The sequence below is a fragment of the Micromonospora sp. NPDC050276 genome, assembly GCF_044459545.1.
Lineage (GTDB): Bacteria > Actinomycetota > Actinomycetes > Mycobacteriales > Micromonosporaceae > Micromonospora.
This window is the reverse complement of the sequence record NZ_JBITJA010000002.1, coordinates 526848-550685: the sequence shown is the minus strand read 5'-3', so window position 1 is coordinate 550685 and position 23838 is coordinate 526848. Positions and strand designations below refer to the sequence as shown.

General features: G+C 72.4%; 27 protein-coding genes. 6 read left to right on the top strand and 21 right to left on the bottom strand.

Features of this window, described 5'->3' with window-relative positions; genetic code table 11:
• Window positions 1–35: 35 nt before the first annotated feature.
• Genes ACIBF8_RS05745 through pyrR form a run of 3 tightly spaced genes read right to left on the bottom strand, consistent with a single transcriptional unit; the run spans window position 36 to window position 2871 of the window.
• On the bottom strand, window positions 36–1367 hold the full coding sequence (locus ACIBF8_RS05745; RefSeq protein ID WP_396781186.1) for a dihydroorotase: 1332 nt from the start codon (window positions 1365–1367) through the stop codon (window positions 36–38).
• Window positions 1364–2290, bottom strand: a complete 927-nt coding sequence (locus tag ACIBF8_RS05740; RefSeq protein WP_396781185.1) for an aspartate carbamoyltransferase catalytic subunit — start codon at window positions 2288–2290, stop codon at window positions 1364–1366. Before ACIBF8_RS05740 ends, ACIBF8_RS05745 begins: the two co-directional genes overlap by 4 nt.
• Complete coding sequence (gene pyrR, locus ACIBF8_RS05735) at window positions 2287–2871, bottom strand: bifunctional pyr operon transcriptional regulator/uracil phosphoribosyltransferase PyrR (RefSeq protein ID WP_396781184.1); 585 nt, start codon at window positions 2869–2871, stop codon at window positions 2287–2289. Before pyrR ends, ACIBF8_RS05740 begins: the two co-directional genes overlap by 4 nt.
• Window positions 2872–3159: 288 nt before the next feature.
• Here pyrR and ACIBF8_RS05730 point away from each other — a divergent pair, with 288 nt between their 5' ends.
• Window positions 3160–3648 (top strand): transcriptional regulator, encoded by a 489-nt coding sequence (locus tag ACIBF8_RS05730; RefSeq protein WP_007458348.1) that lies wholly within the window; start codon window positions 3160–3162, stop codon window positions 3646–3648.
• 73 nt (window positions 3649–3721) lie between these two features.
• Here ACIBF8_RS05730 and nusB read toward each other — a convergent pair whose 3' ends face one another.
• The 5 genes from nusB to ACIBF8_RS05705 form a co-directional block, all read right to left on the bottom strand.
• Window positions 3722–4132 carry a transcription antitermination factor NusB gene (gene nusB / locus ACIBF8_RS05725; RefSeq protein WP_184188983.1) on the bottom strand — a complete coding sequence of 137 codons (411 nt, stop codon included), beginning with the start codon at window positions 4130–4132 and terminating at the stop codon, window positions 3722–3724.
• A gap of 23 nt (window positions 4133–4155) precedes the next feature.
• Window positions 4156–4713 (bottom strand): elongation factor P, encoded by a 558-nt coding sequence (gene efp / locus ACIBF8_RS05720; protein WP_130400335.1) that lies wholly within the window; start codon window positions 4711–4713, stop codon window positions 4156–4158.
• An 86-nt stretch (window positions 4714–4799) separates the two neighbouring features.
• Window positions 4800–5225, bottom strand: coding sequence for a type II 3-dehydroquinate dehydratase (aroQ, locus tag ACIBF8_RS05715; protein WP_396781183.1), 426 nt, complete (start codon window positions 5223–5225; stop codon window positions 4800–4802).
• A complete protein-coding gene (aroB, locus tag ACIBF8_RS05710) occupies window positions 5222–6298 on the bottom strand; it encodes a 3-dehydroquinate synthase (protein ID WP_396781182.1) in 1077 nt (358 codons plus the stop codon). Before aroB ends, aroQ begins: the two co-directional genes overlap by 4 nt.
• 10 nt (window positions 6299–6308) lie before the next feature.
• Window positions 6309–7307, bottom strand: a complete 999-nt coding sequence (locus ACIBF8_RS05705) for a helix-turn-helix transcriptional regulator (protein WP_396781181.1) — start codon at window positions 7305–7307, stop codon at window positions 6309–6311.
• A gap of 78 nt (window positions 7308–7385) precedes the next feature.
• Between ACIBF8_RS05705 and ACIBF8_RS05700 the strand changes: the two genes are divergently transcribed.
• Together ACIBF8_RS05700 and ACIBF8_RS05695 are read left to right on the top strand one after the other, a co-directional pair.
• The gene (locus ACIBF8_RS05700; RefSeq protein ID WP_396781180.1) at window positions 7386–7982 is read left to right on the top strand and encodes an alpha/beta fold hydrolase; all 597 of its coding nucleotides are present in this window, start codon (window positions 7386–7388) and stop codon (window positions 7980–7982) included.
• Window positions 7979–8113 (top strand): hypothetical protein, encoded by a 135-nt coding sequence (locus tag ACIBF8_RS05695; protein ID WP_396781179.1) that lies wholly within the window; start codon window positions 7979–7981, stop codon window positions 8111–8113. Before ACIBF8_RS05700 ends, ACIBF8_RS05695 begins: the two co-directional genes overlap by 4 nt.
• A gap of 97 nt (window positions 8114–8210) precedes the next feature.
• On the opposite strand, the gene ACIBF8_RS05690 is transcribed toward ACIBF8_RS05695, so the two are convergent.
• Window positions 8211–8489: a hypothetical protein gene (locus ACIBF8_RS05690; RefSeq protein ID WP_396781178.1), complete on the bottom strand. Its 279-nt coding sequence runs from the start codon at window positions 8487–8489 to the stop codon at window positions 8211–8213.
• Between ACIBF8_RS05690 and ACIBF8_RS05685 the strand changes: the two genes are divergently transcribed.
• From ACIBF8_RS05685 to ACIBF8_RS05675, 3 genes are all read left to right on the top strand, one after another.
• A complete protein-coding gene (locus ACIBF8_RS05685) occupies window positions 8476–8928 on the top strand; it encodes an RICIN domain-containing protein (RefSeq protein ID WP_396781177.1) in 453 nt (150 codons plus the stop codon). The two genes, ACIBF8_RS05690 and ACIBF8_RS05685, sit on opposite strands and share 14 nt — an antisense overlap.
• Before the next feature lie 118 nt (window positions 8929–9046).
• Entirely contained in the window at window positions 9047–9556 is a 510-nt protein-coding gene (locus ACIBF8_RS05680; RefSeq protein WP_396781176.1) for a SigE family RNA polymerase sigma factor, read from the top strand.
• The gene (locus ACIBF8_RS05675; protein WP_396781175.1) at window positions 9556–10296 is read left to right on the top strand and encodes an RICIN domain-containing protein; all 741 of its coding nucleotides are present in this window, start codon (window positions 9556–9558) and stop codon (window positions 10294–10296) included. Before ACIBF8_RS05680 ends, ACIBF8_RS05675 begins: the two co-directional genes overlap by 1 nt.
• Before the next feature lie 18 nt (window positions 10297–10314).
• Here the strand turns inward: ACIBF8_RS05675 and ACIBF8_RS05670 are convergent, their stop codons facing one another.
• The 12 genes from ACIBF8_RS05670 to ACIBF8_RS05615 form a co-directional block, all read right to left on the bottom strand.
• Entirely contained in the window at window positions 10315–10818 is a 504-nt protein-coding gene (locus tag ACIBF8_RS05670; protein ID WP_396781174.1) for a shikimate kinase, read from the bottom strand.
• Window positions 10818–11996, bottom strand: coding sequence for a chorismate synthase (aroC, locus tag ACIBF8_RS05665; protein WP_396781173.1), 1179 nt, complete (start codon window positions 11994–11996; stop codon window positions 10818–10820). The genes ACIBF8_RS05670 and aroC overlap by 1 nt, the downstream gene beginning before the upstream one ends.
• 133 nt (window positions 11997–12129) lie before the next feature.
• Entirely contained in the window at window positions 12130–13053 is a 924-nt protein-coding gene (locus ACIBF8_RS05660; protein ID WP_396781172.1) for a glycosyltransferase family 2 protein, read from the bottom strand.
• The gene (locus tag ACIBF8_RS05655; RefSeq protein WP_396781259.1) at window positions 13050–13661 is read right to left on the bottom strand and encodes a glycosyltransferase; all 612 of its coding nucleotides are present in this window, start codon (window positions 13659–13661) and stop codon (window positions 13050–13052) included. The genes ACIBF8_RS05660 and ACIBF8_RS05655 overlap by 4 nt, the downstream gene beginning before the upstream one ends.
• Window positions 13662–13720: 59 nt before the next feature.
• On the bottom strand, window positions 13721–14200 hold the full coding sequence (locus ACIBF8_RS05650; protein WP_396781171.1) for a UDP-N-acetylglucosamine--LPS N-acetylglucosamine transferase: 480 nt from the start codon (window positions 14198–14200) through the stop codon (window positions 13721–13723).
• Window positions 14201–14414: 214 nt separating this feature from the next.
• The gene (locus ACIBF8_RS05645) at window positions 14415–15677 is read right to left on the bottom strand and encodes a hypothetical protein (protein WP_396781170.1); all 1263 of its coding nucleotides are present in this window, start codon (window positions 15675–15677) and stop codon (window positions 14415–14417) included.
• Complete coding sequence (locus ACIBF8_RS05640) at window positions 15674–16576, bottom strand: sulfotransferase domain-containing protein (RefSeq protein ID WP_396781169.1); 903 nt, start codon at window positions 16574–16576, stop codon at window positions 15674–15676. The genes ACIBF8_RS05645 and ACIBF8_RS05640 overlap by 4 nt, the downstream gene beginning before the upstream one ends.
• Window positions 16577–16584: 8 nt before the next feature.
• Window positions 16585–18222, bottom strand: a complete 1638-nt coding sequence (locus ACIBF8_RS05635) for a lipopolysaccharide biosynthesis protein (protein ID WP_396781168.1) — start codon at window positions 18220–18222, stop codon at window positions 16585–16587.
• Window positions 18219–19511 (bottom strand): O-antigen ligase family protein, encoded by a 1293-nt coding sequence (locus tag ACIBF8_RS05630; protein WP_396781258.1) that lies wholly within the window; start codon window positions 19509–19511, stop codon window positions 18219–18221. Before ACIBF8_RS05630 ends, ACIBF8_RS05635 begins: the two co-directional genes overlap by 4 nt.
• A 68-nt stretch (window positions 19512–19579) precedes the next feature.
• The gene (locus ACIBF8_RS05625; RefSeq protein ID WP_396781167.1) at window positions 19580–21178 is read right to left on the bottom strand and encodes a lipopolysaccharide biosynthesis protein; all 1599 of its coding nucleotides are present in this window, start codon (window positions 21176–21178) and stop codon (window positions 19580–19582) included.
• On the bottom strand, window positions 21171–21686 hold the full coding sequence (locus ACIBF8_RS05620; protein WP_355009213.1) for a DapH/DapD/GlmU-related protein: 516 nt from the start codon (window positions 21684–21686) through the stop codon (window positions 21171–21173). The genes ACIBF8_RS05625 and ACIBF8_RS05620 overlap by 8 nt, the downstream gene beginning before the upstream one ends.
• A 131-nt stretch (window positions 21687–21817) precedes the next feature.
• Window positions 21818–23755, bottom strand: a complete 1938-nt coding sequence (locus ACIBF8_RS05615; RefSeq protein ID WP_396781166.1) for a hypothetical protein — start codon at window positions 23753–23755, stop codon at window positions 21818–21820.
• Window positions 23756–23838: the final 83 nt, after the last annotated feature.

Here is a 23838-nt window from a genome sequence, read left to right as displayed (position 1 = left end):
GACTGCGGCACTCCGCTTCGCTGCGTTCCTCGCGCTCACTTGACAGCCTTTCCGTCCAGGACCGTCGGCTCGCCACGCAGGAAGGTCGCCACGATGCGACCTGGCAGCGTCATGCGGGCGTACGGGGTGTTGCGACTGCGACTGGCCAGCTCCGCCGGCTCGATGGTGCGGCGGGCGGCCGGGTCGATCAGGGTCAGGTTGGCCGGCACTCCGGGCGCGGGGTCCACGCCGTGCTCGGTGAGCCCGGCGATCCGGGCGGGGGTGCGCGACATCCGCTCGGCGATCAGATCCCACTCGGGACCGAGCACGTCCAGCGCGATGGAGAGGGCGGTCTCCAGGCCGAGCATTCCCGGCCGGGCGTACGCCCACTCGCACTCCTTGTCCTCCACGGCGTGCGGGGCGTGGTCGGTGGCGACCACGTCGATCACCCCGTCAGCGAGCGCGGCACGCAGCGCGGTGATGTCCGCGGCGGTGCGCAGCGGTGGGTTCACCTTGAAGACCGGGTCGTAGGCTCCGGCTGGGCTCCAGTTGTTCGCGAGTGCGGGGCTCGCAAGCTCACTTCTCCCGCTCACGACCTCGTCGGTGAGCAGCAGGTGGTGCGGGGTCACCTCGGCGGTCACGCGTACCCCGCGGGCCTTTGCCTGGCGCAGCACCTCGACGCTGCCGGCGGTGGAGACGTGGCAGACGTGCAGTCGGCTGCCCACGTGCTCGGTGAGCAGCACGTCCCGGGCGATGATCGCCTCCTCGGCGACCGCCGGCCAGCCGATCAGGCCGAGCCGGGTGGAGACCTCGCCCTCGTGCATCTGGGCCCCCTCGGTGAGCCGGGGCTCCTCGGCGTGCTGGGCGATGATCCCGTCGAACGCCTTGACGTACTCCAGGGCTCGGCGCATCAGCTTCGGGTCGGCGACGCAGTGCCCGTCGTCGGAGAAGATCCGCACCCGGGCCGCCGAGTCGGCCATCGCGCCCAGCTCGGCGAGACGCTCGCCGGCCAGCCCGACGGTGACCGCGCCGATCGGCTGCACGTCGACCAGGCTGGCCTCCCGGCCGAGCCGCCAGACCTGCTCGACCACGCCGGCGGTGTCCGCGACCGGGGAGGTGTTGGCCATCGCGCAGACCGCCGTGTAACCACCCAGCGCCGCCGCCCGGGAACCGGACTCGACGGTCTCGGTGTCCTCCCGGCCGGGCTCGCGCAGGTGGGTGTGCAGGTCGACGAGGCCGGGCAGGGCGACCAGGCCGGTGCCGTCGACGACGGTGGCGTCCGGCGCGGACAGGCCGGGGCCGACCTCGGCGACCACGCCGTCGCGGATCAGCAGGTCGGTCGGCGCGGCGCCGACGACACTCACGCTGGTGATCAGGTACGCGGTCACCGGTTGTTCCCTCCGAGCAGCAGGTAAAGAACAGCCATCCGCACGGAGACCCCGTTGGTGACCTGTTCGACGATGGTGGAGCGGGGTGAGTCGGCGACCTCGGGGGTGATCTCCATCCCCCGGTTCATCGGGCCGGGGTGCATGACGATCGCGTGCTCGGGCAGCCGGCGCATCCGCGGGCCGTCCAGCCCGTAGCGGCGGGCGTACTCGCGCGCCGAAGGGAAGTAGGAGTCGTTCATCCGCTCCCGCTGCACGCGCAGCATCATCACCACGTCCACGTTGGGCAGGACGCAGTCGAGGTCGTAGGAGACGTCGGTGCCGGGCGCGAGGGCCCCCGCGATGTCGACCGGGATGAGGGTCGGCGGTCCGACCAGGGTGACCTTGGCGCCGAGGGTGGAGAGCAACAGCACGTTGGAGCGGGCGACCCGGGAGTGCAGCACGTCCCCGACCACCGCGACCGACAGGCCGGCGAGCCGACCCAGCCGGGCCCGCATGGTGTACGCGTCCAGTAGCGCCTGGGTGGGGTGCTCGTGGGTCCCGTCACCGGCGTTGACGACCGACCCGTCCACCCAGTTGGCCAGGCGGTGCGGCGCGCCGGAGGCGGGGTGCCGGACGACCACGGCGTCGGCGCCCATGGCCTGCAGGGTCAGCGCGGTGTCCTTCAGACTCTCGCCCTTGGTGACGCTGGAGCCCTTCGCGGAAAAGTTGATCACGTCGGCGCTGAGCCGCTTCGCCGCCGCCTCGAAGGAGATCCGGGTGCGCGTGGAGTCCTCGTAGAAGAGGTTCACCACGGTCCGCCCGCGCAGCGCGGGGAGCTTCTTGATCTCCCGGCCCGCGACAGTGGCCATCTCGGCGGCGGTGTCCAGGATCTGGGTGGCGGTGTCGGCGTCCAGGTCCCCGCCGGAGAGCAGATGCTTGATCATGACAGGGGTCCCCCGTACAGCTTGACCTCGTCCGTCCCGTCGATCTCGGCGAGCGTCACCTTGACGCTCTCGGCGAGCGAGGTCGGGATGTTCTTGCCGACGTAGTCGGCGCGGATCGGCAGCTCCCGGTGGCCCCGGTCGACCAGGACGGCGAGCTGCACCGACGCCGGACGGCCCACGTCGTTGAGCGCGTCGAGCGCGGCCCGGACGGTACGGCCGGAGAAGAGCACGTCGTCGACCAGGATGACCCGTTTGCCGTCGATCCCGCCGGAGGGCAGCTCGGTCGGACCCACCGCGCGGGTGGCGTGCCGACGGAGGTCGTCGCGGTACAGAGTGATGTCGAGCACACCGACCGGAACGGCGACGTCCTCGAAGGTGCTGATCCGGTCGGCCAGCCGCCGGGCGAGGGGGGTGCCCCGGGTGGGAATCCCCAGCAGCACCGTGTTCGCGGCGCCCTGGGTCTTTTCCAGGATCTGGTGGGCGATGCGGTCGACCACGCGTTGCACGTCGGCGCTGGCGAGAATCACCTTCACCGAGGGTTGTCGCGGTGGTGACGAGCGGGCAGCCGGTGGGTATGCCACGGCGGACCTCCTTCCCCGCCTCACGGGACGGGTCGTTAAAGGATGTCGGGCACCTCCGGCCGGACCGCTCAGCGGACCCGGGCCGGGGCTTCCGCCACGTTACCAGTGGTCACCGGGCCGATGGACGGCGGCCGCTGACCACCGGGTCAGGCACCCGAAAAGGGGATAACTTCCCGGACGCTCCCCAACGGTCGGGTCACGACCACTTGACCACGTGTCGCATTCCCCGTACCGTCACGCTCCGTAGCGATCGACGGGAGAACCCCGAGCAGCACTGGGAGTGTCCGAATGCCCTCTGAATACGCCAAGTCTCTGGGCGCCCGCCTGCGCTCCATCCGCCAGCAGCAGGGTCTCTCCCTGCAGGGTGTGGAGGAGAAGTCGAACGGGCGGTGGAAGGCCGTGGTGGTCGGCTCGTACGAGCGTGGCGACCGGGCCGTGACGGTGTCCCGTCTGGCCGAGTTGGCCGAGTTCTACCGCGTCCCCGTCTCGGAGCTGCTGCCCGACGGCAGTGGCGTCCGTCACGAGCCCACCAGCAAGATTGTCCTGGACCTGGAGCGGCTCTACGACGAGGCCTCCGAGGACCTGGCCTACGTCGCCCGTTACGCCCGCGCGATCCAGCAGCAGCGCGGCGACTACAACGGTCGGGTGCTCTCCATCCGCGCCGACGACCTGCGGGCGCTCGCGATCGTCTACGACGCCTCGCCGTCGGGCCTGATCGAGCGGCTCACCGAGCACGGCGTGCTGGTGGCCGACCCCCGGGCGTTCTTCGCCTCCTGATCTGCCGCTGCACCGAAAGGGCCCGTGCCAACCGGCACGGGCCCTTTCGTATCGCGGCGTTCGTTCGGGACGCTCAGCGGGTGGCGTACTCGGCGATCCGGCCGAGCACCCCGTTGAGAAAGCGCGGCGAATCGTCGGTCGACATCTGCCGGGCCAGCTCCACGGCCTCGCTGATCGCCACCGCGTCGTCGATCTCGTCGACGTAGAGCAACTCGTAGACGGCGATCCGGGCCAGATTACGGTCGACGACCGGCATCCGCTCCAGGGTCCACCCCTCGGCGTAGCTGGCGATCAGCTCGTCGATCCGGTTGAGGTGCTCGGCGACACCCTCGACCAGGCCCACCGCGTAGCCCAGATGCTCCGGTCGGGGCTGCTCGATCCGCTGCACGTAACCGGCGAGCACCTCCACCGGAGGCTTGTCCCGTAGGTCCGCCTCGTAGAGGACATCCAGCGCCCGCTTGCGCGCCTTGCGGCGCGCCGGCATCTGCTGCTTGGCACCCTCAGCCATCAGGCGCGGCCGAGGTAACGGCCGTCGCGGGTGTCGACCTTGATCTTCTCGCCGGTGGTGATGAACAGCGGGACCGGCACGGTGGCGCCGGTCTCCACGGTCGCCGGCTTGGTCCCGCCGGTCGAGCGGTCGCCCTGCAGGCCCGGCTCGGTGTAGGTGACCTCCAGCACCACGCTGGTGGGCAGCTCGATGTAGAGCGGCACACCCTCGTGCTGGGCGACGGTCGCCTCCGCCTCGGGCAGCAGGTAGTTGGCTGCCTCACCGACGGTGCCACCGGGCACGGTGATCTGGTCGAAGGTCTCCAGATCCATGAAGACGAAGTCCTCGCCGTCGGCGTACAGGTACTGCATCGTGCGCTTGTCGACGGTCGCGGTCTCGACCTTGGTGCCCGCGTTGAAGGTCTTGTCGACCACCTTCCCGGACAGCACGTTCTTCAGCGTGGTGCGCACGAAGGCACCACCCTTACCGGGCTTGACGTGCTGGAACTCGACGACGGACCAGAGCTCGCCGTCCAGGTTGAGTACCAGGCCGTTTTTGAGGTCGTTGGTGGAGGCCATTTCCTGCCTTGATCATCAATTGGCGGACAGACCCTACGAGTCTACTAGCTGCGTCGAATCGCCCGGTCCCCCGCTCGGGGCGGCACTCAGCGGGCGGCCAGATGGTGCAGCGCGAGACGATAGCCGTCGATGCCCAGACCGCAGATGACCCCGGTCGCCACCGCCGACACCACCGAGTGGTGCCGGAACTCCTCGCGGGCGTGGATGTTGGAGATGTGCACCTCCACCAGCGGCCCCCGCAGCATCGCGCAGGCGTCCCGGACGGCGTACGAGTAGTGCGACCAGGCCGCCGGGTTGAGCACCACCGCGGCACCCTCGTCAGCCGCCGTGTGCAGCCAGCCGAGCAGCTCGTGCTCCGCGTCGGTCTGCCGGACCGTCACCGCCAGCCCCAACTCCCGACCGGTGGCCTCGCAGAGCGCCACCAGGTCCGCGTAGGTGGTCGCGCCGTACACGTCGGGCTCGCGGGTGCCCAGCCGACCCAGGTTCGGCCCGTTCAGGACGTAGACCTTCACCGGCTCACCTCCTGATAAGCGGCCTCCAGCAGCGCGTCGTCCGGGCCCTCCAGCATGGCCGGGCGGGCCAGCCCGTCGAGCACCACGAAGCGCAGCCGACTGCCCCGGGCCTTCTTGTCCACCCGCATCGCGGCCAACAGCTGCGGCCAGGCGTCGGCCGGGTAGCTCACCGGCAGGCCCAGCGCGGTCAACGTGACCCGGTGCCGGTCGGCGGTCGGCGCGTCCAGTCGACCGGCGAGCCGGGCCAGCGTGGCCGCGTACACCAGACCGACGGCGACGGCGTGGCCGTGCCGCCAGCGGTAACCCTCGTTCTGCTCGATGGCGTGGGCCAGGGTGTGCCCGTAGTTGAGCACCTCCCGTACGCCCGACTCGCGCAGGTCGCCGGCGACCACGTCGGCCTTGACCCGGATCGCCCGCTCGATCAGCTCCCGGCTCACCGGCCCACGGGGGTCGGTGGCGGCCGTCGGGTCGGCCTCGATGAGATCCAGGATCGTCGGGTCGGCGATGAAACCGCACTTGACGACCTCGGCCAGCCCGGCAGCCAGGTCGACCGCGGGCAGGCTGTCCAGTGTTGCCAGGTCGGCCAGCACCCCGACCGGCGGGTGGAACGCGCCCACCAGGTTCTTGCCGGCGGCCGTGTTGATGCCGGTCTTGCCGCCCACCGCGGCGTCCACCATGCCCAGCAACGAGGTCGCCACCGGCACCCAGCGCACCCCGCGCAGCCAGCAGGCCGCGACGAAGCCGGCCAGGTCGGTCACCGCGCCACCGCCCACGCCGACCACCGCGTCGGTGCGGGTGAAGCCCGCGGCGCCGAGCCGGTCCCAGCAGGCGGCGGCCACGTCGATGTGCTTGCCCGACTCGGCGTCGGGCACCTCGATCGGCAGTGGCTCGACGCCGGCGGCGCGCAGGCGCTCACCGAGCGCGTCCGCGAGCGCCTTGAGCGGAGGGGCGTGCAGCACCGCCGCCCGGGTCGCGCCGGGCAGCAGGCCAGGTAGCGCGGCCAGCAGGTCGCGTCCCACCAACACGTCGTACGGCCGCTCGCCGCCGACCGGAATCCGGGTCACCTCGTCCATCGCTGGCAGCCTAGTCCAGCGGGCGGCGCGGCGACGGCGGCTGTCCACCTGCCGGCCGGGCGGCCCAGTCCGCCAACCGACGGGCGTGCTCGGCCACCGCGACGCGCAGCGCGTCCGGGTGTCGCACGGTGAAGGGACAGCCCAGCCCGGCGAGCAGCGCGGCCATGCCGGGCAGGCTCTCCACCCGGGCCCGCAGCAGCACCCCGTCCGTGCTGGCGGTCAGCTCGGCCACGCTGGCCGGGATGCGGCGACGGGCGGCGACCAGGTCGGTCTCGAGGAGCACCTCCACCTCGTGCGCGTACGGCACGCCGGCCAGCGACCGGGTCACCCAGGCCACCGCCTCGAAGCCGTCCGGCACGGTGAACCTCGCCACGCCGGGCGTCACCGCGCCGACCCGGTCCAGGCGGAAGGTGCGGATCTCTCCGCGCCGGTGGTCGTGGCCGGTGACATACCAACGGCCGGCGTGGAAGACCAGCCCGTACGGGTCGAGCTCGCGGTGCGACTGCTCGCCCCGCCAGGAGCGGTAGTCCAACGCCACCCGCTGCCGGTGCCGGGTGGCCGAGGCGAGGGCGAGCAGGGTGCCCGACGCCGGTCCACGCTCCGGCTCCGCGCGACGCAGGGTGAAACCGAGGTGCTCCTGGACGGCGGCGAGCCGGTCGGCGAGCGCCGCCGGCAGCACCCGGCGGATCTTCGCCAGCGCGGTGGCGGTGGCCGGCTGTTCGGTGGCGAGCCCGACCCGTTCGGCGACGACCAGGCCGAGCAGCACGGCCACCGCCTCGTCGTCGGTGAGCATCAGCGGCGGCAACGTGAACCCGGGGTGCAGTCGGTAGCCGCCGTAGCGGCCTCGGTCCGCGGTGACCGGGATGCCCAGCTCGACCAGCGTGCTCGCGTACCGGCGCACGGTCCGCTCGTCCACGCCGAGCTGGCCGGCGAGTTCGGCGGCCGTCGCCCGGTGCCGGGTCTGCAGCAGTTCGAGCAGGGCCAGCACGCGACCGACGGGATGTGACACGGGCCACTCCTTAAACCGGGCGGATTCTGTCCAGATTCGATCGTACGGTTCGTCGGTAACCGAGAGAAGGAGCGGCAGATGGCGACATTCGTGCTGGTACCGGGGTTCTGGCTGGGTGCCTGGGCATGGCGGGAGGTGACCCTCGCGCTGCGGTCGCAGGGGCACGAGGTCTATCCGATGACATTGACCGGAGTGGCCGAGCGCGACCATCTCGCCGGCCCGGAGGTCGGCCTGGACACCCACACCACCGACATCGTCCGGCTGATCGAGGTCGAGGACCTGCACGACGTACTGCTGGTCGGGCACTCCGGCGGCGGGATGCCGGTCGCCCAGGCGGCCGACCGCGTGCCGGACCGGATCGCCCGGGTCGTCTACGTGGAGAGTGGGCCGCTGCCGGACGGCACCGCGCAGTTCGACACGGTGCCGCCGCAGGAGCAGCAACGACTGCGGGCCGCGATCGGCACCGGGCACCTGCTGCCGCCACCGGCGTGGGACCCGCCCCCCACCCGACGAACCTGGCCGGCCTGGACGAGCCGACGCTGGCGTTGCTGCGCGCCCGGGCCACCCCGCAGCCGTTGCGGGCCGCCACCGACCCGGTACGCCGCACCGGTGGGCGCCCGGTGCCGACCGCGCTGGTCGCCAGCACCTTCCCGCTCAGCGTGGTGCGGCAGATGATCAAGGAGGAGCACCCGTTCTTCACCGGCCTGGCCGACGGTCAACTGCACGAACTTCCCACCGGGCACTGGCCGATGCTCAGCGAGCCGAAGGCTCTCACCGACGTGCTCGACACCGTGGCCCGCGGCTGAGCGGGGGCGGGCCGCCCGAGATTCCCGCGCACCCGTGAAACCGGCGGACCCGGGCAGGCGTGTTGGGGGTACGTCGGCGCTGAGTGCCGACGTGGCGTCAATGCGACTGCCCGGCGGACAACCGCGGGGCAGCGGGTGAGGAGTGCGGCATGTACAGGACGACATGGGCCACCGGTGCGGCGCTGCTGGTGTGCGGCGGTGCGTTGGTGGCCTGCCAGTCCGAGCCGAGCGCGGACCCGGTGGCGTCCGGGTCGCCCTCCGCGTCCGCCTCGGTCTCGGCCTCGGTTTCCGCTTCGGCGTCCCCGGTGACGCCGCCGTCGTCCAGTTCGGCGCCCGCCACGACGGCCGGATCGGCCGACCCGGTGCTGTCCGGCAAGCGGGAGGTCACCATCGTGCGGGTGCAGGCCACCGAGGGCGGTATCGCCCTGGACGGCGAACTCACCGAGGTCGACGATGACAGCGGCCGGCAACTGTTCGTCCCCACCCCGCTCGGCGGCGACACCTACCTCATCAAGGCCTACGGCAAGGCCGACAACCACCCCGCCAACGACGAACCCGCCTGCTGGCAGGTCACCAACCCCGGCAACACCCAACCGTTGACGGTCGAGGGCGCGGTCTGCGACACCGCCAACCCCGCGCAGCGTTTCACCATTACCCCCAGCGGCAAGAACACCTACGCGATCAGCAACCGATCCGCGTACCTCCAACACTCCCCGACCAAGGGCATGATCCTCGAAGAGGTGGCCGACGGCCCGGTGCGCAGCACGTTCCGGTTCGTCGACAACGGCCCGGCCCGCCGCCCGGCCGGCGGCTGAGCCTCATCGCACCGCCTTATTATTCGACGGCGGGTGGGGGCGGTTGAGCGAGTACCGGATCACGGGCCGAGCACTGGGTGACCGGCATCGTGGTCCCCGTGGGTGGGAGTAACGGCACATGCGTGACGCTGCGGAGTTCGACGACTTCTACGCCGCCTCCGCACGCCGCGTGCTCGGTCAGGTGTACGCGATGACCGGCAATCACGCCGAGGCCGAGGACGCCGTGGCCGAGGCGTACCTCCGGGCGTGGGATCGGTGGGACAGGGTGCGCGAGTGCGACAGCCCCGAGGGATGGGTGCGCCGCGTCGCCTACCGCATCGCGGTCTCCGCCTGGCGCAAGGCCGCCAACCGACTCCGCGCTCACCGCCGGGACACGACCGACGAACACGTCGACGCCATCAGCCCCGACCACGTCGCGCTGGTGCAGGGCCTCCGCCTGATCCCCGCCGATCAGCGTCGGGTCATCGTCCTGCACCATCTCGTCGGCCTCAGTGTCGCCGAGATCGCCGCCGAGACGGGGAAGTCGCCCAACACGGTCAAGACCTGGCTCGCGCGGGGCCGCCGCGCCCTGGCCGAGCACGTCACCAGCGCTGAACCGCTTGTACTGGACGGGGGGCGGCGATCCTGATGCCCGAGGACAACCTCGACGACGGTCTGCGCGCGCTCGCCGACGGCGGCGCGCGCCGGGGCCTTCTCCCCGACGCCACGGTCGTCCGTCAGCGCGGTGACGCCCACCGCCGGCGACGGCACGCCGTCTCGGCGGCACTCGGCGTCACGCTGGTCGGTCTCTTCTCCGCGGCCGTCGCGGTCGGCCAGCCGGGCGCCGGCCCGCACCCCACGCCGGCCGCCCCTCCGGTGAGCCCCGCACCCTTCGCGTCCGCACCCGCGACACCGACGGTCGCGCCGGCCGATCCGGTGCTCTCCGGCAAGCGGGAGGTCACCATCGTGCGGGTGCAGGCCACCGAGGGCGGTATCGCCCTGGACGGCGAACTCACCGAGGTCGACGACGACAGCGGCCGGCAACTGTTCGTCCCCACCCCGCTCGGCGGCGACACCTACCTCATCAAGGCCTACGGCAAGGCCGACAACCACCCCGCCAACGACGAACCCGCCTGCTGGCAGGTCACCAACCCCGGCAACGCACGGTCACTCACCGTCGAAGGAGCCGTGTGCGACGCCGCCAACCCGGCGCAACGCTTCACCATCACCGCCAGCGGCAAGAACGCCTACGCCATCAGCAACAGGTCGGCGTACCTCCAACACTCCCCCAGCAGGGGCATGATCCTGGAGGAGGTGCCCGACGGCCCGGTGCGCAGCACGTTCCGGTTCGTCGACAACGGCCCGGCCCGCCGCCCGGCCGGCGGCTGAACCACCGCGCCGTCGGCGTCAGCGGGGCAGGAGCGCGGCGATCTCGGCGACGACCTGCGCCGGGGTCCGGCCGTCGGTGACCACCGTCTCGGTGGCCACCTCGGTGTAGAGCGGCCGGCGCTGGTCCATCAGATGCTTGAGGGTGGCCCGTGGGTTGATCGCCAGCAGCGGCCGACCGGCACCGAGCCCGACCCGCTTCACGGCGTCGGGCAGCTCGACCGAGAGGTGCACCACCCGGTGGCCGATCAGGGCTGCCCGGGTCTCCTCGGCCAGGACCGCGCCGCCGCCGAGGGCGAGCACGCCCGTACCGGCGGCCAGCGCCGCCGCCACCGCGGCCCGTTCCAGGGTACGGAAGTGCGCCTCACCCTCGTCGATGAAGATCTCCGGGATCGGCTTCCCCGCCATCTGCTCGATGTCGGTGTCGGTGTCGCGGAACTCCACCCCGAGGGTGGCGGCGAGCGCCCGCCCGACGGTGGTCTTGCCGCAGCCGGGCGCGCCGACCAGCACGACGACCGGCGCCATCAGCGGATGACCAACGCGTCGAGGTAGCCGGCCAGGTTGCGCCGGATCTCGGCGACCGAGTCCCCGCCGAACTTCTCGGTGGCCGCCTCGGCGAGCACCAGCGCCACCATCGCCTCGGCGACCACCGCCGCGGCGGGCACCGCGCAGACGTCGGAGCGCTGGTTGATCGCGGTGGCCGGCTCGCCGGTGGTGATGTCCACGGTGGCCAGCGCCCGGTTCAGCGAGGAGATCGGCTTCATCGCGGCGCGGACCCGCAGCGGCTCACCGGTGGTGATGCCGCCCTCCAGCCCGCCGGCCCGGTCGGTGACCCGCCGGACACCGGTGGCCGACGGAATGATCTCGTCGTGCGCCTCCGAGCCACGGGACCGGGCCTGCTGCCAGCCGTCGCCGATCTCCACGCCCTTGATCGCCTGAATGGACATCAGCGCGGTGGCCAGCCGGGCGTCGAGCTTGCGGTCCCACTGCACGTGGCTGCCCAGCCCCGGCGGCACCCCGTACGCCAGCACCTCGACCACGCCGCCGAGGGTGTCGGCGGCCTTCTTCGCGGCGTCGACCTCGGCGACCATCAGGGCACTGGCCTCCGGGTCGAGGCAGCGCAGCGGGTCGGCGTCGATCCGGGCGGCGTCGGACGGGGTGGGGCGCAGCCCGGGCTTCGCGGCCACCGGGCCCAGCTCGACGACGTGCGAGACGATCTCGATGCCGAGCGCCTGCCGGATCAGCGCCTTGGCGACCGTGCCGACAGCCACCCGGGCGGCGGTCTCGCGGGCGCTGGCGCGTTCCAGGATCGGCCGGGCGTCGGTGTGGCCGTACTTCTGCATGCCGGCCAGGTCCGCGTGGCCCGGTCGGGGGCGGGTCAGCGGGGCGTTGCGGGCCTGCCGGGCCAGTTCGTCGGGGTCGACCGGGTCGGCGGCCATCACGGTGCGCCACTTCGGCCACTCGGAGTTGCCGACCCGGATGGCCACCGGGCTGCCCAGGGTGACGCCGTGCCGCAGGCCGCCGAGCAGCTCGACCTCGTCCCGCTCGAACGACATCCGGGCACCCCGGCCGTAGCCGAGCCGCCGACGGGCCAGCTCGTCGGCGATCTCGGTGGTGGTCACCTCGATGCCGGCGGGCACCCCCTCCAGCATCGCGACGAGGGCGGGACCGTGCGATTCGCCTGCAGTCAACCAACGCAACACAGCGGTCAGTCTGTCACGGCGGGCCACCGACGCGACGCGCTCCCCGGCGCGTCCCGCCCTGCGGACCCCGCCGCCCGCTGACCCGGGCGTCCTTTGCCCTGCACCCGCCGACGCAACACCCGACGGCGGCGGCTCAGATCCCTCGACCGCGCTTGTGCAGGGTGCGCAGCACCGCGTCGGCCCGGACCACCCGGCCGGCGACGGCGAGGGCCAGGTAGGCGCGCGGCTCGCGGGGGTTGCTCCGCAGGGTGCGCCGGGCCCAGCGCAGCGCGCCCCGGCGGTCGCCGGAGGCGGCCTGGGCGAACGCGATCTGCCCGGCCACCCGGGCCTCGCCGGCCGGTTGGCCGGCGAACTCCGGGTAGCGCTGGAGCAACCACTGCAACGCCTCGGAGATGGTGTCCCAGCGCTGCGCGAAGTACGAGCGCTTGTGCCAGCGGACCAGCACCGACGGCGTCCGCAGGTTGATCAGCGGCGCGCTGCGCGCGGCCCGGAGCAGGAACTCGTAGTCCTCCGCGTAGCTGCCGGGGATCTCCTCGTCGACCAGCCCGAACCCGTCGCGCAGCGCGGTGGCGCGGATCAGGAACGTCGACGGGTGCAGCTCCGTCATCCGGTCGCGCAGCAGGTCGTCCAGGGTAACCCGGTCCTTGTCCAGCACCCGGTCGACGGTGTGCCCGTCGTAGTTGACCCGGATGCCGCAGCAGACGAACTCGGCGGCCGGATCGCCGGCCAGCGCGTCGACCTGGGCGGCCAGCTTGCCGGGCAGCCACTCGTCGTCGTCGTCGCAGAACGCGACCAGCTCACCCTCGGCTGCGAGGGTGCCGCTGTTGCGCGCACCGGCCAACCCCGGGGTACGGGAGTTGCGGATCACCCGGACCGCGCGGGCCGGGCCACTTCCCAGCGCGGTCAGCGACTCGTCCGGCGCGGACTGGTCGAACACCACGACGACCTCGATCCGCCCCGGGTAGTCCTGCGCCAGGATCGCGTTCGCCGCGGCCCGCAGCAACTCGGGGCGGTCCCGGGTGGGCACCACGACGCTGACGCTCGGCTGCTGGGTCATCGAGTCTCCTCCGTACCCGGACGCGGCCGGGACCTGGCCCGCCACCGGGATGGGCGCGGGGTCGAGCGGGCCACCAGGTCGTCGACAATCTGCCCGACCCGGGCCACCGCCGCCCGTCGTGCCTCGTGCGCGCCCGGTTCGGTGGCCACCGCGTACCGGGACGGGTCGGCCACCCCGGCGGCCAGCGCGGCGTGCAGCGCTTCCCGGGTCTCGCAGAGCGCCACCAGCCCGGCGGCGCCCAGCCGGCGGGCGAAAAGGAGCTGGTGGTTGTCGACGTGCTCACCGCGTGCCGGATCACGGGGCACCACGATGGGTAGGTGGCCGTGCCGGCGGGCTTCCAGGATCGTCGCCGGGCCACCGTGGCAGACCACCAGGTCCGCGTCGATCATCGCCTGCTGCAACGCGTCGTGGCCCAGAAACGGCACCGCGCCGCGCAGTACGGGCACGTTCGTGTGCCCGTGCTGCATGGTCAACCCGACCGGGCCGGCGGTCTGCGCGTGCCACCCCGCCACCCAGTCGACGAGCCGGTCGAAAGGGTGCTTGTCGGTGCCGACCGCGACCAGCAGTCGGACCTGGGCGATCGCCGAACTGTCGCGCTGACGTGGCAGGTGGGCCGCTTCGGCGGTCGGCCGCGGTTGCGGACGTCGGGCGGTGCCCGTCTCGCCGGTCACAGCAGCGTCCCCACGACGGTCGCCTCGGGGTACTGCCGGCGCTGCTCGTCCCACTGCACGAGCATCGCGGACAGGAACGGCCGGCACAGCCGGGCGGTCAACGTCGGGGTGTCGATCCGGTCGTACACCTCGATGTAGACGGTCGGGATGCGCCGCAGCCGAGCCAGCACCACGAACGGCACCGCCACCCCGGCGCCGGTGGTGACCACCGCGGCGACTCGCCGTGCCCGCAGCACCCGCCAGGCCAGCAGCGCGTTGCGCAGCAGGTTCGGCACGTTGCGGGTCGTCGGGTGGTGCGCGGGCACCAGGTCCTCGCCGGTCAGCAGCGACACCGCCTCCGGGGTGTCGAAGGTGACCCAGCAGCGCCGCCGCTGCTCGTACCAGGGCCGCAGGGCCAGTAGTTGGGCCAGGTGGCCGCCGCTGGAGCCGACCAGCAGCAGCACCGGCCCCGCACCGTCGTCGTTGTTCGTGTCCACGCGACTCCCCACAAGTTCGCTTGGAATTTCAGTTCACGCCAGGCAGAAGCAGATCACACGATCCCCGGTCGTTGAATAGCGCGACCGGCCGAGACGACGATCTCCAGAGCGGGCGGTCCGGCGCACCGAATGTCCGAGGTCCATCGATCATCATCACCACCTGCGATTTTGTCGTCACTCTGCGGCATATCCGCGCCGCCGCGATTCCTCCGGATCAGCCGCTATGTCTTTTCTCGATGACGTCCAAGAGTGCGGGATGCAACGCGGCGTTCCAGCCCGCGCCCGCGTCGGCGAGCCGCCAGGTCCGCAACCACATCTCCACCAGGTACGCGTCGGCGACCAGCCGGCGCTGCGCCGCGTCCAGGCCGAGCCGCTCGCCGTGCCGGCCCAGATAACCGTCCACGGCCGACGCGGCGGCGTCGGCCGACTCCCCCCGCAGCACCAGCGCCCGCTGGAACGCGTCGTGCGCCAGGTCGAAGCCGACCGGCACGTCCGGCGCGCTGTGCTCCCAGTCCCACGCGACCAAACGGCCGGCGTGCCAGCCCAGGTTCCACGGCACCCAGTCACCATGCCAGTGACCGAACTCCACGCTGGTGTCGCCATGCCGGCGAGCCAGCGCGGAGACCGCGGCGACCGTCCGCGCACCGGTCGGCTCGGTCGCGGCGGCCCGACCGGCCTGTTCGCCCAGCCGGCGCAGGAAGGTCGAGCCGGCCAGCGGCCGAGGTGTACCCACCGGGCCGCCCCGCCGGGCGACCGCGAGCAGGGCCGCGGTCCGTGGTGGATCGTCCACCGGCACACCGCGTACCGCCGGTGGCAACGGCTCGATCACCGCGACCACCTGACCGGCCCACGACGTCTCGGTGAGCAGCCTGGGCGGCGTCGGGTGGTCGGCGACGCCGACGACCGTGCGCAACGACCGGAGCGCCGCCGCCTCCGCGCTGACCAGCGCCCGGGTCGCGTCGTTCCAGCCGATCTTCGCGTAGCCGCGCGGAAGCCCGTCGGAGCTGAAAAGTTGCAGGGTGGGCTTGCCGTTCGGGTCGGGTGGGCGGACCCCGCACGCGGCCAACAGCGGCGTGCCACCCAGGTCGGCACAGAGCCGCTCGCTCAGCAGCAACTCCGCGGCCGGCACCCCGGCGGGCACCGAGACGGTCAACGTCGGAAAGGGCGCGAGCCCCACCGAGCCGAACCGAGCCAGCCCGCCGAGCACCGCCCGCAGCGCGCGCACCTTCGGTGGCCGCAGAGCGTTGTACGCCAACAGCGACGCCGCCCCGGCCCGGGGCGCGCCCAACGGCACCAGGAACCGGGCTCGGGCCACCGACGGCACCACCGCGTACCGGGCCACCGCCCGGTGACCGGCCGGCGGAGCCCCGCCCACGGTCAGGCCGACCCGGTCATCCGGAAAGACCGCGCGGCTCACCCAGCCCAGACCGTCCACCCGGGACCGCGGATCGGCGGCCGGACCCACCCGTGCCGTCACGCCGCCCGGTCCGCCCAGTCGAGGTCCAGCCCGAGCCGCTGGCGCAAGGCGTCGTTGTAGGGCCGGTAGTAGTCGGTCAACTCGGCGCGCACCGCCGGCTCCAGCGGTGCCGAGCGGCGATCGTTGTAGACCTTGAAGTTGGGCAGGTCGTACGCCGGCAGACCGAGGAAGTCGAGGGTGCGCCGGTAGGTCGCCCGCGAGTCACGGTAGAGATCCTCGCTGGGCAGGAAGAGGATCTGCTCGGAGTCGAAGCGCTCCAGCCACGGCTCCAGGTGCTCCAGATAGCGCCCCCGGGCCCGGTACGTGTACCAGTCGTACGGCTCACTGAACGACTCCGGCTCGGCGATCAACCGCTCGCGTTCCCCCGCCGTGCGCTCCGGCTCGGCGGCCAGCGCGGCGGCGAAGCCGAGTGGTTCGATGCCGTGGGTGCGGCGTTCCTTCCAGTGCGAGTACGCCCGCTCCACCGGGTCCCGCAGCAGCACGATGAGCTTCACCGTCGGCATCAGCGCGGCGACCCGCTGCGCGGCGAGCGGGTGGAACATGTACAGCGGGGCGGCCTCACCGACCCGGACCGGCCCACCGTGCCGCTTGGCCAGGGCGTCGCGCTGCCGCTCGGTCGGGAAATGCGAGCGGTACCAGGCTTCGCCGCGACCCCAGTGCTCCTCGAAGTAGTGCGCCGACTTGGTGTTCCACGCGGGGAACAGCCGGGGCACCAACGGGTGCTGGATGAGGTAGTTCCACAAGGACGTGGTGCCACCCCGTTTGGTCCCGATGATCAGGAAGTCCGGCAGCGGCCGGCGATCACTGGTGCGAACGCCGTAGTCGACAAGCGACTCCTTCACGCGGGTGGTCACCTGGGTCGGGACCAACTGCTTGACCCGGTCACGGATGGACGCCACGACGGACCTCACCTGCCTCTCGTCGATGCCGAGGTGGGCTCGGCGGCCGTGGCCGCGTTGTCCCCTCCACGGATCTGCCTCATGGTCCCCCGGATGCCGGCGCGTACCCGGGGCAACGTCAACATGCCGACGCAGCCGGCCAGCAGCACCGCAAGCGCCACCGCGAGGCCGGGCAGGCCGCGCCCGCCCACCAGCACGCCGGCGCCGGCGGCCAGGCCCACACCGGCGACCGTGGCCGCCGCGGCACGCACCATCGCGGCGTCGAACAGCGGCTCCCGAACCACCGACCGGCCGAACCCGGCGGCGGTGAGGTTCTCGGTGGCGATGCCGGCCGCCCAGGCCACCGCCGCGCCCGTCGCGCCATAGCCGGGAATCAGCCAGAGACCCAGCGAGACGGTCACCGTCAACCCGGCCACGGTGGCCACCAGATGCAGCCCGCTGCGTCCACCCATCAGGAGCAGGCTCTGCACGTTGCCCACCCCGGTGTTGACCAACATCGCCAGCGCGAGCACCGTCATCGCCGGCACGCCAGCGGTGAACTCCGGCCCGAACAGCTGGAGGAAGGCCAGCGCGAAGACCGCCAGCAGCAGGTACACCGGCCAGGACAGCACCAGCCCCCAGGTGGTCAACTGCCGGTGCACGGCCGCCGCAGCGGCCCGCTCGCCGCCCCCGAGCAGCCGGGACAACTGCGGCGACACCGCCACCCGCAGCCCCTGCATGGCCAACTGACCGGCCAGCACGTACCGGCCGACAGCGCCGAAGACGCCGGCATCCGCCGGCCCGGCCAGCACCGAGGTGAGCAGCACACCCACCCACATGCTGCCGGCGTCGATGGCCGCCGAGGCGGCCCGGGGCAGCGCGAAGCGCCAGAACGTCGACCAGTCCGCGCGACGCGGACGCAGCGTCGCGCCCCGGCCCAGACCCAACGGACCGGCGACGAGGGTGAGGCAGACCAGCAGCGCCAACGCCGCCGGCACTAACCAGCCGGTCATGCCGGCGAGCAGACCACCGCCGGTCAGCGCGGCGGCGCCGACCAGCATCGGGCGGGCTACCGGCAGCAGCAGGAACTGCACCCCGACGTACGCCCGGATGGGCCGCACGCAGCGCAACGCGGCCAACAGCAGGGTCATCACGACCACCACCGGGACCGCGGCGAACGTGACGGTGAGCAACGCGTCGCCGCTCGCGCCGGAGCCGCGCAGCAGCCGGGGCGCGAGCGCGTCGGCGGCCAGCACACCCGCGCCGGCGACCAGGAGGCCGGTCAGCAGCGGCGGGATCAGCGCCACCGGAAGCACCCGGGCCGCCTCCCCGCGCGCGCCGGCGGTGCGGCGGGGAAGCGCCCACATCAGACCGGTCTCCGCGCCGAGCGTGCAGATCGCCGTGCCCACGGTGACAACCCCGATCGCGGCGAAGAACGCGCCCGCGCCGGCCGTGCCGTACCCACGGGTGATCACGACGGCCAGCACGAACCCGAACAACCCGCTGGTGGCCGCGCCGAGCAGCCCGGCCACGCCGCTCCGCGCGCTGCGTCGGGTCTCGACCGAGCCGGCGTCCCCGGCCGGCGATGGCGTCGTCGGGCCCGCGGCCGGGGCGAACGCCGAACGCCCCGGGTCGGCGCCGGCCGGCGGTCGGGTGGCGGCGGTCATGCGAGCACCGACGCGTTCCGCGCGGCCGACGGCGGCGCCCCGGCCAACCGGGTCAGCCGTTCACGTTCGGTCAGCGCCATCGCGATGGCGACCGCGAAGAACGCGACCGCCAGGTTCTGGTTGGCCATGCCGTAGAACGGAATCTGCACGAGGCAGACCACCGGCACCACCGCCAACCACTGCCCGGCCGCCGAGGTCGCCCGCGCGCAGATCACCGCGGCGGCGACGAACCACGCCAGGAAACAGACGAGCGCGGGTACGCCGTGGCTGAACAGCACCATCCACAACTGCCCCTGGGTGCCGATCGGCGCGGCCGCCGACACGGTGTCGACGTTCACCGGTGCGCCGTAGCCCAACCACGGTGACTCCTGCACCCGGCGGATCACCTCGGTGTAGAGCGAGAGTCGATCGGTGTTGGTATCGCTGGAGTCGACCCGTTTGCTGATCAGGTCGGTGATCGGAATGAACAGCGTGGCCAGCGCGCCGATCACCACGACCCCGACGATGGACGCGGCCACCCGGACGTTGCCGCGCAGGCTGGCCCGCACCCCGAGCACCGCCAGCCCGGCGCCGAGGCTGAGGAACATCGCCCGGTTGAGGGTGAGGAACGCCGGCGCCAGTGACAACGGCAGCGACACCAGCACAATCCAGCGCAGCAACCCCTGCCGGCGCAGCATCGTGAAGGCCACCACGCACGGCAGGGACATCGCGTACGCGCTGCCGTAGTTGTTGGTGTACGCGAACGGCGCGGCCGGTCGATAGATCGGGTTGAGCGAACGGGCGCTGTACTCCGCAGTGGTGAGGTGCACCATGTCCTGGATGAACGGGGTGCCGGCCACCCCACCGGGCAGCAGCACCTCCATCGGGGTCGTCATGGCCAGCCGGGGAACCAGCACCCCGAGCCAGCCCAGCGCCACCAACCCGAACCAGAACGCGCAGAGCGGGGTGAGCACCGTCACCAGGCTGGCGCGTTCCCGGGCGGCGGCGTAGACGTAGACGCCGACCACCAGCGCGGTCAGGTAGAAGGCCAGGCGCAGGGCGAACGTGAGCAGCGAGGCGGGGGATGACAGCTGGGTGGCGCTGACCACCACGATGGCGAGAAACAGCAGCCAGATGCCCGCCGCCGGCGGCAACGGCACGCGGCCCCGGGTGAGCAGCAACGCGAGCAGCAACGCACCCAGCAGCGGCCAACCGAGGTAGAACGCGCCGAGCACCCACCACAGCGGCACCAGGCCGAACATCATCGCCAGCGGCCAGAGGGGCAGCTGTGGCGGCGCGGGCGGTGGCACCGGCGCGGCCTCATCCGGTACGCCTCCGGGCGGTGGCTCCGTCGCCGGGGCGCGGGTGACCGACACGCTCAGGCCCGGCCGTTTCGGGTGAGCACGAAGCCCAGCGGGGTGACTCCGGCGGCACGCAGCCGCTCCACCAGGCGTCGCAGGTCGCTCTGCCGGGTGCGGTCCCGCTCCACGACGACCACCGCACTGCCCTGCCGAGCCACGGCCACACCGCGCTCGTCGGACTCCGCCGGCGGAGCGTTGAACAGCACCAGGCCGTGGTCCGCGCCCTGTCGCCAGGTGCCGAACCGGACACTGCCCACGCCGACGGCCACCTCGTCCGGGCCGAGGACCCGGCTGTTCTCCGGACGTGCGGACGACACCCGGGGCAGCGTCAGCGTGGCGTCCGGGTCGGTGGACGGGCGCGCGCCGGGCGGGTGCGGGGAGGGCCGGCGGGTGGGCGTGCTGTCCGTGGTGGTGGCGGCGGTCGGTGTGCTACCGGCCGGCCGGGGCTTGGGCACCAACGGCCGGGACGGGTCGATGGGCAGCCGTCCCCGGTCGGCGAGCACGGCGGCGCGCAACCGCTCGATCCGTCCGCTGTCGTCGGCGACGAAGACCTCCCGGCCGTCGACGGCGAGCGCCACCGCGAGCCCGGCAGTGAGCGCGGTGGCGTCCTCCCGGGCGGTGACCAACGCCACCCGGGCAGGCTGACGGACCCGCTCGGCGACGGCCATCGCCACGTACCGGATGTCGGCGTCGACCGCCCGGGGGCTACCCCGGAACGCCGGCCGGCGCACGGTGCCCAGCAGCGGCAGGCCGGAGGCTTCCCGGCCGTCGGCGACCGAGCGGACCCGGCGGTCGGTCGACTCCCAGAGGTACGCCAGCACGATGCCGACAAGCGCGCCGCCGAGCAGGCCGGCGACCAGATAGAGCGGCCGGTGCCCGGCGGAGGTGACCAACGCCTTCTCGGCGGACTGGGTGACCCAGCCGGGGTTGACGTCGACCGCCGCGATCTCGGTACGGGCGGCGTTGAGCTGGGTGAGCTGGTTGTTGATTCCGGCCAGCTCCGCCACCAACGCGTCGCCGGCGGCGGTGTCCTTGGCCGTGTTCGCCCGCCTCTGCAACGCCGTCTGCTGGCCGACGACCTTGGTGATGCTGTCGTCGTAGGAGCGCAGCATTTCGGCGCGCTGCTGCTCGTACATGGCCCGGCGCACGCTCAGGTACTCCTCGGCCGCCAGGTTGGCGCTCTGCACTGCTCGGTGCGCGTCGCGCGCCTGGTAGGTGAAGCGCAGGATCTGCCCACCGGTGGGCACCTCGACCTCGAGCGCTTCGCGGATGTCACGTGGGTCGCCGCCAGCCGCGTTGGCGAGCCGCTGCACCACCTCGGTGCCGGTGGCGATGCCGCTCTCCACGTTCATGTTGACCGCGCGGTCGGCGCCCGCGCCGCTGGGGGTGAAGGCGTCGGTGACGACCGGCCGGACCGCGACCACGGCGCTCGCGGTCTTCGCCGCCGGCACCAGGAGCACGTAGCCGAGCGCCGCGAGCAGACCGACCATGGCCACCGCGGCCACCAATCGCAACCGATGCATGGGCACCCGTAGCAGGTCGGTCAGTGTCACGGCACGCGGAGTGCCGGAGGACAGGCCCTCCGTGGGCCAGGGGCCGGGCGCTGCATCAGTCATGGAACTTCTTCACCGTCTGTTGAGGATTGCCGACGACCACGACGCCGGGTGGTACGTCGGTGCGAACCACCGTCGCCGCGCCGACGACACTGTCCCGGCCGACTCGCACACCCTTCAGGACCAGGGCGTGCGCGCCGACCCAGACGTTGTCCTCAAGGACGATCGGGGCACGGGTGAGCGGGCCGGGCGGCGCGTGCCGCTGCTCCGGGGGCAGGTTGTGGAAGTCGTTGTCGAGTAGCTCGCAGTCCGACAGGAGGCACCGGTCCCCCACCGTCACCGACGTCCAGGTGCCGATCCAGGTGGCATTGAGCAGGCAGTCCGCGCCGACGCGCACCTCGCCGGGGCCTGCGAAGCGGACCAGCTTGTTCAGCCGGGTGCGGTCACCGATGGTCACCCGCACGCCACGGCGCAGCCGGATCCGGCCACGGATCTCCACGTCCCGACCGAGCGTCAACCGTCGGTAGCGGAGCTGGTACCAGCCGCGTTTGACCGCGAAGACCAGACGCACCGCACGTCTCGTTCGGTTGCCAGCGGCGCCGAGCAAGGACCCTCCCCCACGTCGCGGAGCCGGCGGCGGCGGTGGCCGCCACCGGCCCAACGTGAACAATCTACCGATACTCCGTTACGAACGGTTGACCGTTACTCTACGGAGAAGAACGTCGATGGGGTAGACCAGGACAACTCGGGCGTCGAGGTACTGATGACGGTGGCCGTGGTGCCATTGACCACCGTGGCCGGCGCGGCCGTCGGATCGAACGGCACGCTGCGCAGAGCGCCGTCGGTGGAGCCGTAGATGATCCGGCCGCCCACCCAGGCCATGCCACGCACCGCGGACCAGATCACCCCGGCGGTCGGCAGGGCGAACTCGGTGGCGCCGAGGTAGTTGCCGTCGATCTCGAAGTAACGGTAGTAGAGGTTGTTGGCCCCGGTCCGGGTGTAGTAGAGCCGGCCGTCGAGGAAGAAGGCACCGGTCAGCGCCGCCGGATTGTACCAGTCGTTGTAGCCGGACGCCTCCCACGGCGAGCCGATCGCGCCCCCGTTGAACAGCGACACGTCGATCCGACTACCGGTGGGCGTGCCGGCCACCGTGTGCGACCAGTAGATCCGGTCGTCCACCCGCCAGGTCGCGCCGGCCGCCGTGTACGCGGGCTGGCTGACAGTGGTCGCGGTGCCCAGCGCGGTGCCGTCGAACGGCACCTTCGCCACGGTGCCCGCGGCGGTGCCCAGGTAGAGGTTGCCGGTGGTGGCCGACGGCGGGTTCTTCGGGGAGATCGTGCGTCCGCCGGCGAGCGGGAACATGCCGAGCCGGCCGTGGTACTCCCCGCCCATGCCATCGGAGTTGTGGCCGAAGTAGAGGCCGTCGGAGCCGCGCCAGAGCACCGGCACCGACGAACCCCAACTGGTGGTGCCCGAGGGCATCGAGGCGCTGCCGCTACGGCGCGGGTTCCAGTTAACCGGCATGCCGGTCGCCGGAGTGACGGCGGCGATGCCAAGCCGGTCGATCGCGCCCGGGCCGGCGTTGTCGCTGGCGTTCGGGTTGTTGAGCCAGCGGAAGTGCCCGCCCAGGTAGATGACGTTGTCCGCTACCTCGACAGACGTGATGGTGTCGTTGCCGGTGAAGTCGGCCCAGGTGGCGAGCTGGCCGCTGCCCCGCGCGGCGGTCTCAAAGCGCACCAGGGCGTCGCAGTACGCGGTGGGCCAGCCGCCGCCGCCGTTGGTGCCGACCACGAACCAGCTGCCGTCACCACCGAACTTCACGTCCTGCACGTAGTGCACGAAAGTCGTCGGCGCCGCGCACGGCGGGACGAACTTCTCGGTGCTCCAGTCGAGCACCGTGGGGGTCCCGGAGACGTCCACCAACGCCATCTGGTTGCGCGGCAGGTCGTTGACGAGCGTGAAGTTGCCGCCGACAACCAGGGTGTCGCCGTCCGGCGAGACGTCGATGGTCCAGACGTACGACGCGGTGCTGTGCCGTCCCACGGTGGCATCGATGCTGAAGCTCGGGTCGATCGCGCCGGTGGTCGCGTTGAGCCGGCCGAGACCGGCGTGCGCGGTGCCGTTGAGCCAGTTGAACGCGCCGGCCACGTACAGCCAGTTGCCGTCCAGCGCCAGGTCACGGACAGTGCCGCCGTCGGAGCGCCCGACCCAGCTGTCGATGATCGCGCCGGTTGACGGGTTCAGCGCGACCAGGTTCTTCCGGGAGACGCCGTTGACGTTCTTGAAGGCGCCGCCGACGATCAGCGTGCCGCCGGGGCCGGCGAGCAGGGCGTTGACCGCGCCGTCGAGCACCGGCAGGAAAGTGGTCGACATGGTGCCGGTGGTCCGGTCGTACGCGAAAAGGTAGCGCTGCGTGATCCACGCGGAACTGGCGGTCTGCCGGAGCTGGGTGAAGCTGCCGCCGACGAAGACCGTGTTGCCCACCTGCGCGAAGGCACGGGTCTCACCGTCTCGCGCGTGCGGGGTCGAGTCGGCGGGGTTCGCCGACACCAGGGTCGCCGTCGCCGGGACCGGTACCACCGCGGCCGACGCGGTCGTGGGCACGCCCAGAGCTGCGGCGATGATCGCCAACGCGACCATCCCCGCCCGAGTACGACGACGTCCCGCGGAACGCCACAAGTGCGAGTGTATGGGCACGCTGCGCCTCCAGATTGGATGAGAAC

Excerpts from the sequence above, each read along its gene's own strand:
- ACIBF8_RS05660 (WP_396781172.1), bottom strand. The coding sequence starts at position 13,053 with ATGACCCAGCAGCCGAGCGTCAGCGTCGTGGTGCCCACCCGGGACCGC.
- ACIBF8_RS05625 (WP_396781167.1), bottom strand. The coding sequence starts at position 21,178 with ATGACTGATGCAGCGCCCGGCCCCTGGCCCACGGAGGGCCTGTCCTCC.
- nusB (WP_184188983.1), bottom strand. The coding sequence starts at position 4,132 with ATGCCGGCGCGCCGCAAGGCGCGCAAGCGGGCGCTGGATGTCCTCTAC.
- ACIBF8_RS05700 (WP_396781180.1), top strand. The coding sequence starts at position 7,386 with ATGGCGACATTCGTGCTGGTACCGGGGTTCTGGCTGGGTGCCTGGGCA.
- ACIBF8_RS05670 (WP_396781174.1), bottom strand. The coding sequence starts at position 10,818 with ATGGCGCCGGTCGTCGTGCTGGTCGGCGCGCCCGGCTGCGGCAAGACC.
- ACIBF8_RS05635 (WP_396781168.1), bottom strand. The coding sequence starts at position 18,222 with ATGACCGCCGCCACCCGACCGCCGGCCGGCGCCGACCCGGGGCGTTCG.
- aroB (WP_396781182.1), bottom strand. The coding sequence starts at position 6,298 with ATGGACGAGGTGACCCGGATTCCGGTCGGCGGCGAGCGGCCGTACGAC.
- ACIBF8_RS05675 (WP_396781175.1), top strand. The coding sequence starts at position 9,556 with ATGCCCGAGGACAACCTCGACGACGGTCTGCGCGCGCTCGCCGACGGC.
- ACIBF8_RS05730 (WP_007458348.1), top strand. The coding sequence starts at position 3,160 with ATGCCCTCTGAATACGCCAAGTCTCTGGGCGCCCGCCTGCGCTCCATC.
- efp (WP_130400335.1), bottom strand. The coding sequence starts at position 4,713 with ATGGCCTCCACCAACGACCTCAAAAACGGCCTGGTACTCAACCTGGAC.
- ACIBF8_RS05615 (WP_396781166.1), bottom strand. The coding sequence starts at position 23,755 with ATGGTCGCGTTGGCGATCATCGCCGCAGCTCTGGGCGTGCCCACGACC.
- ACIBF8_RS05695 (WP_396781179.1), top strand. The coding sequence starts at position 7,979 with ATGATCAAGGAGGAGCACCCGTTCTTCACCGGCCTGGCCGACGGTCAA.
- ACIBF8_RS05740 (WP_396781185.1), bottom strand. The coding sequence starts at position 2,290 with ATGATCAAGCATCTGCTCTCCGGCGGGGACCTGGACGCCGACACCGCC.
- ACIBF8_RS05680 (WP_396781176.1), top strand. The coding sequence starts at position 9,047 with ATGCGTGACGCTGCGGAGTTCGACGACTTCTACGCCGCCTCCGCACGC.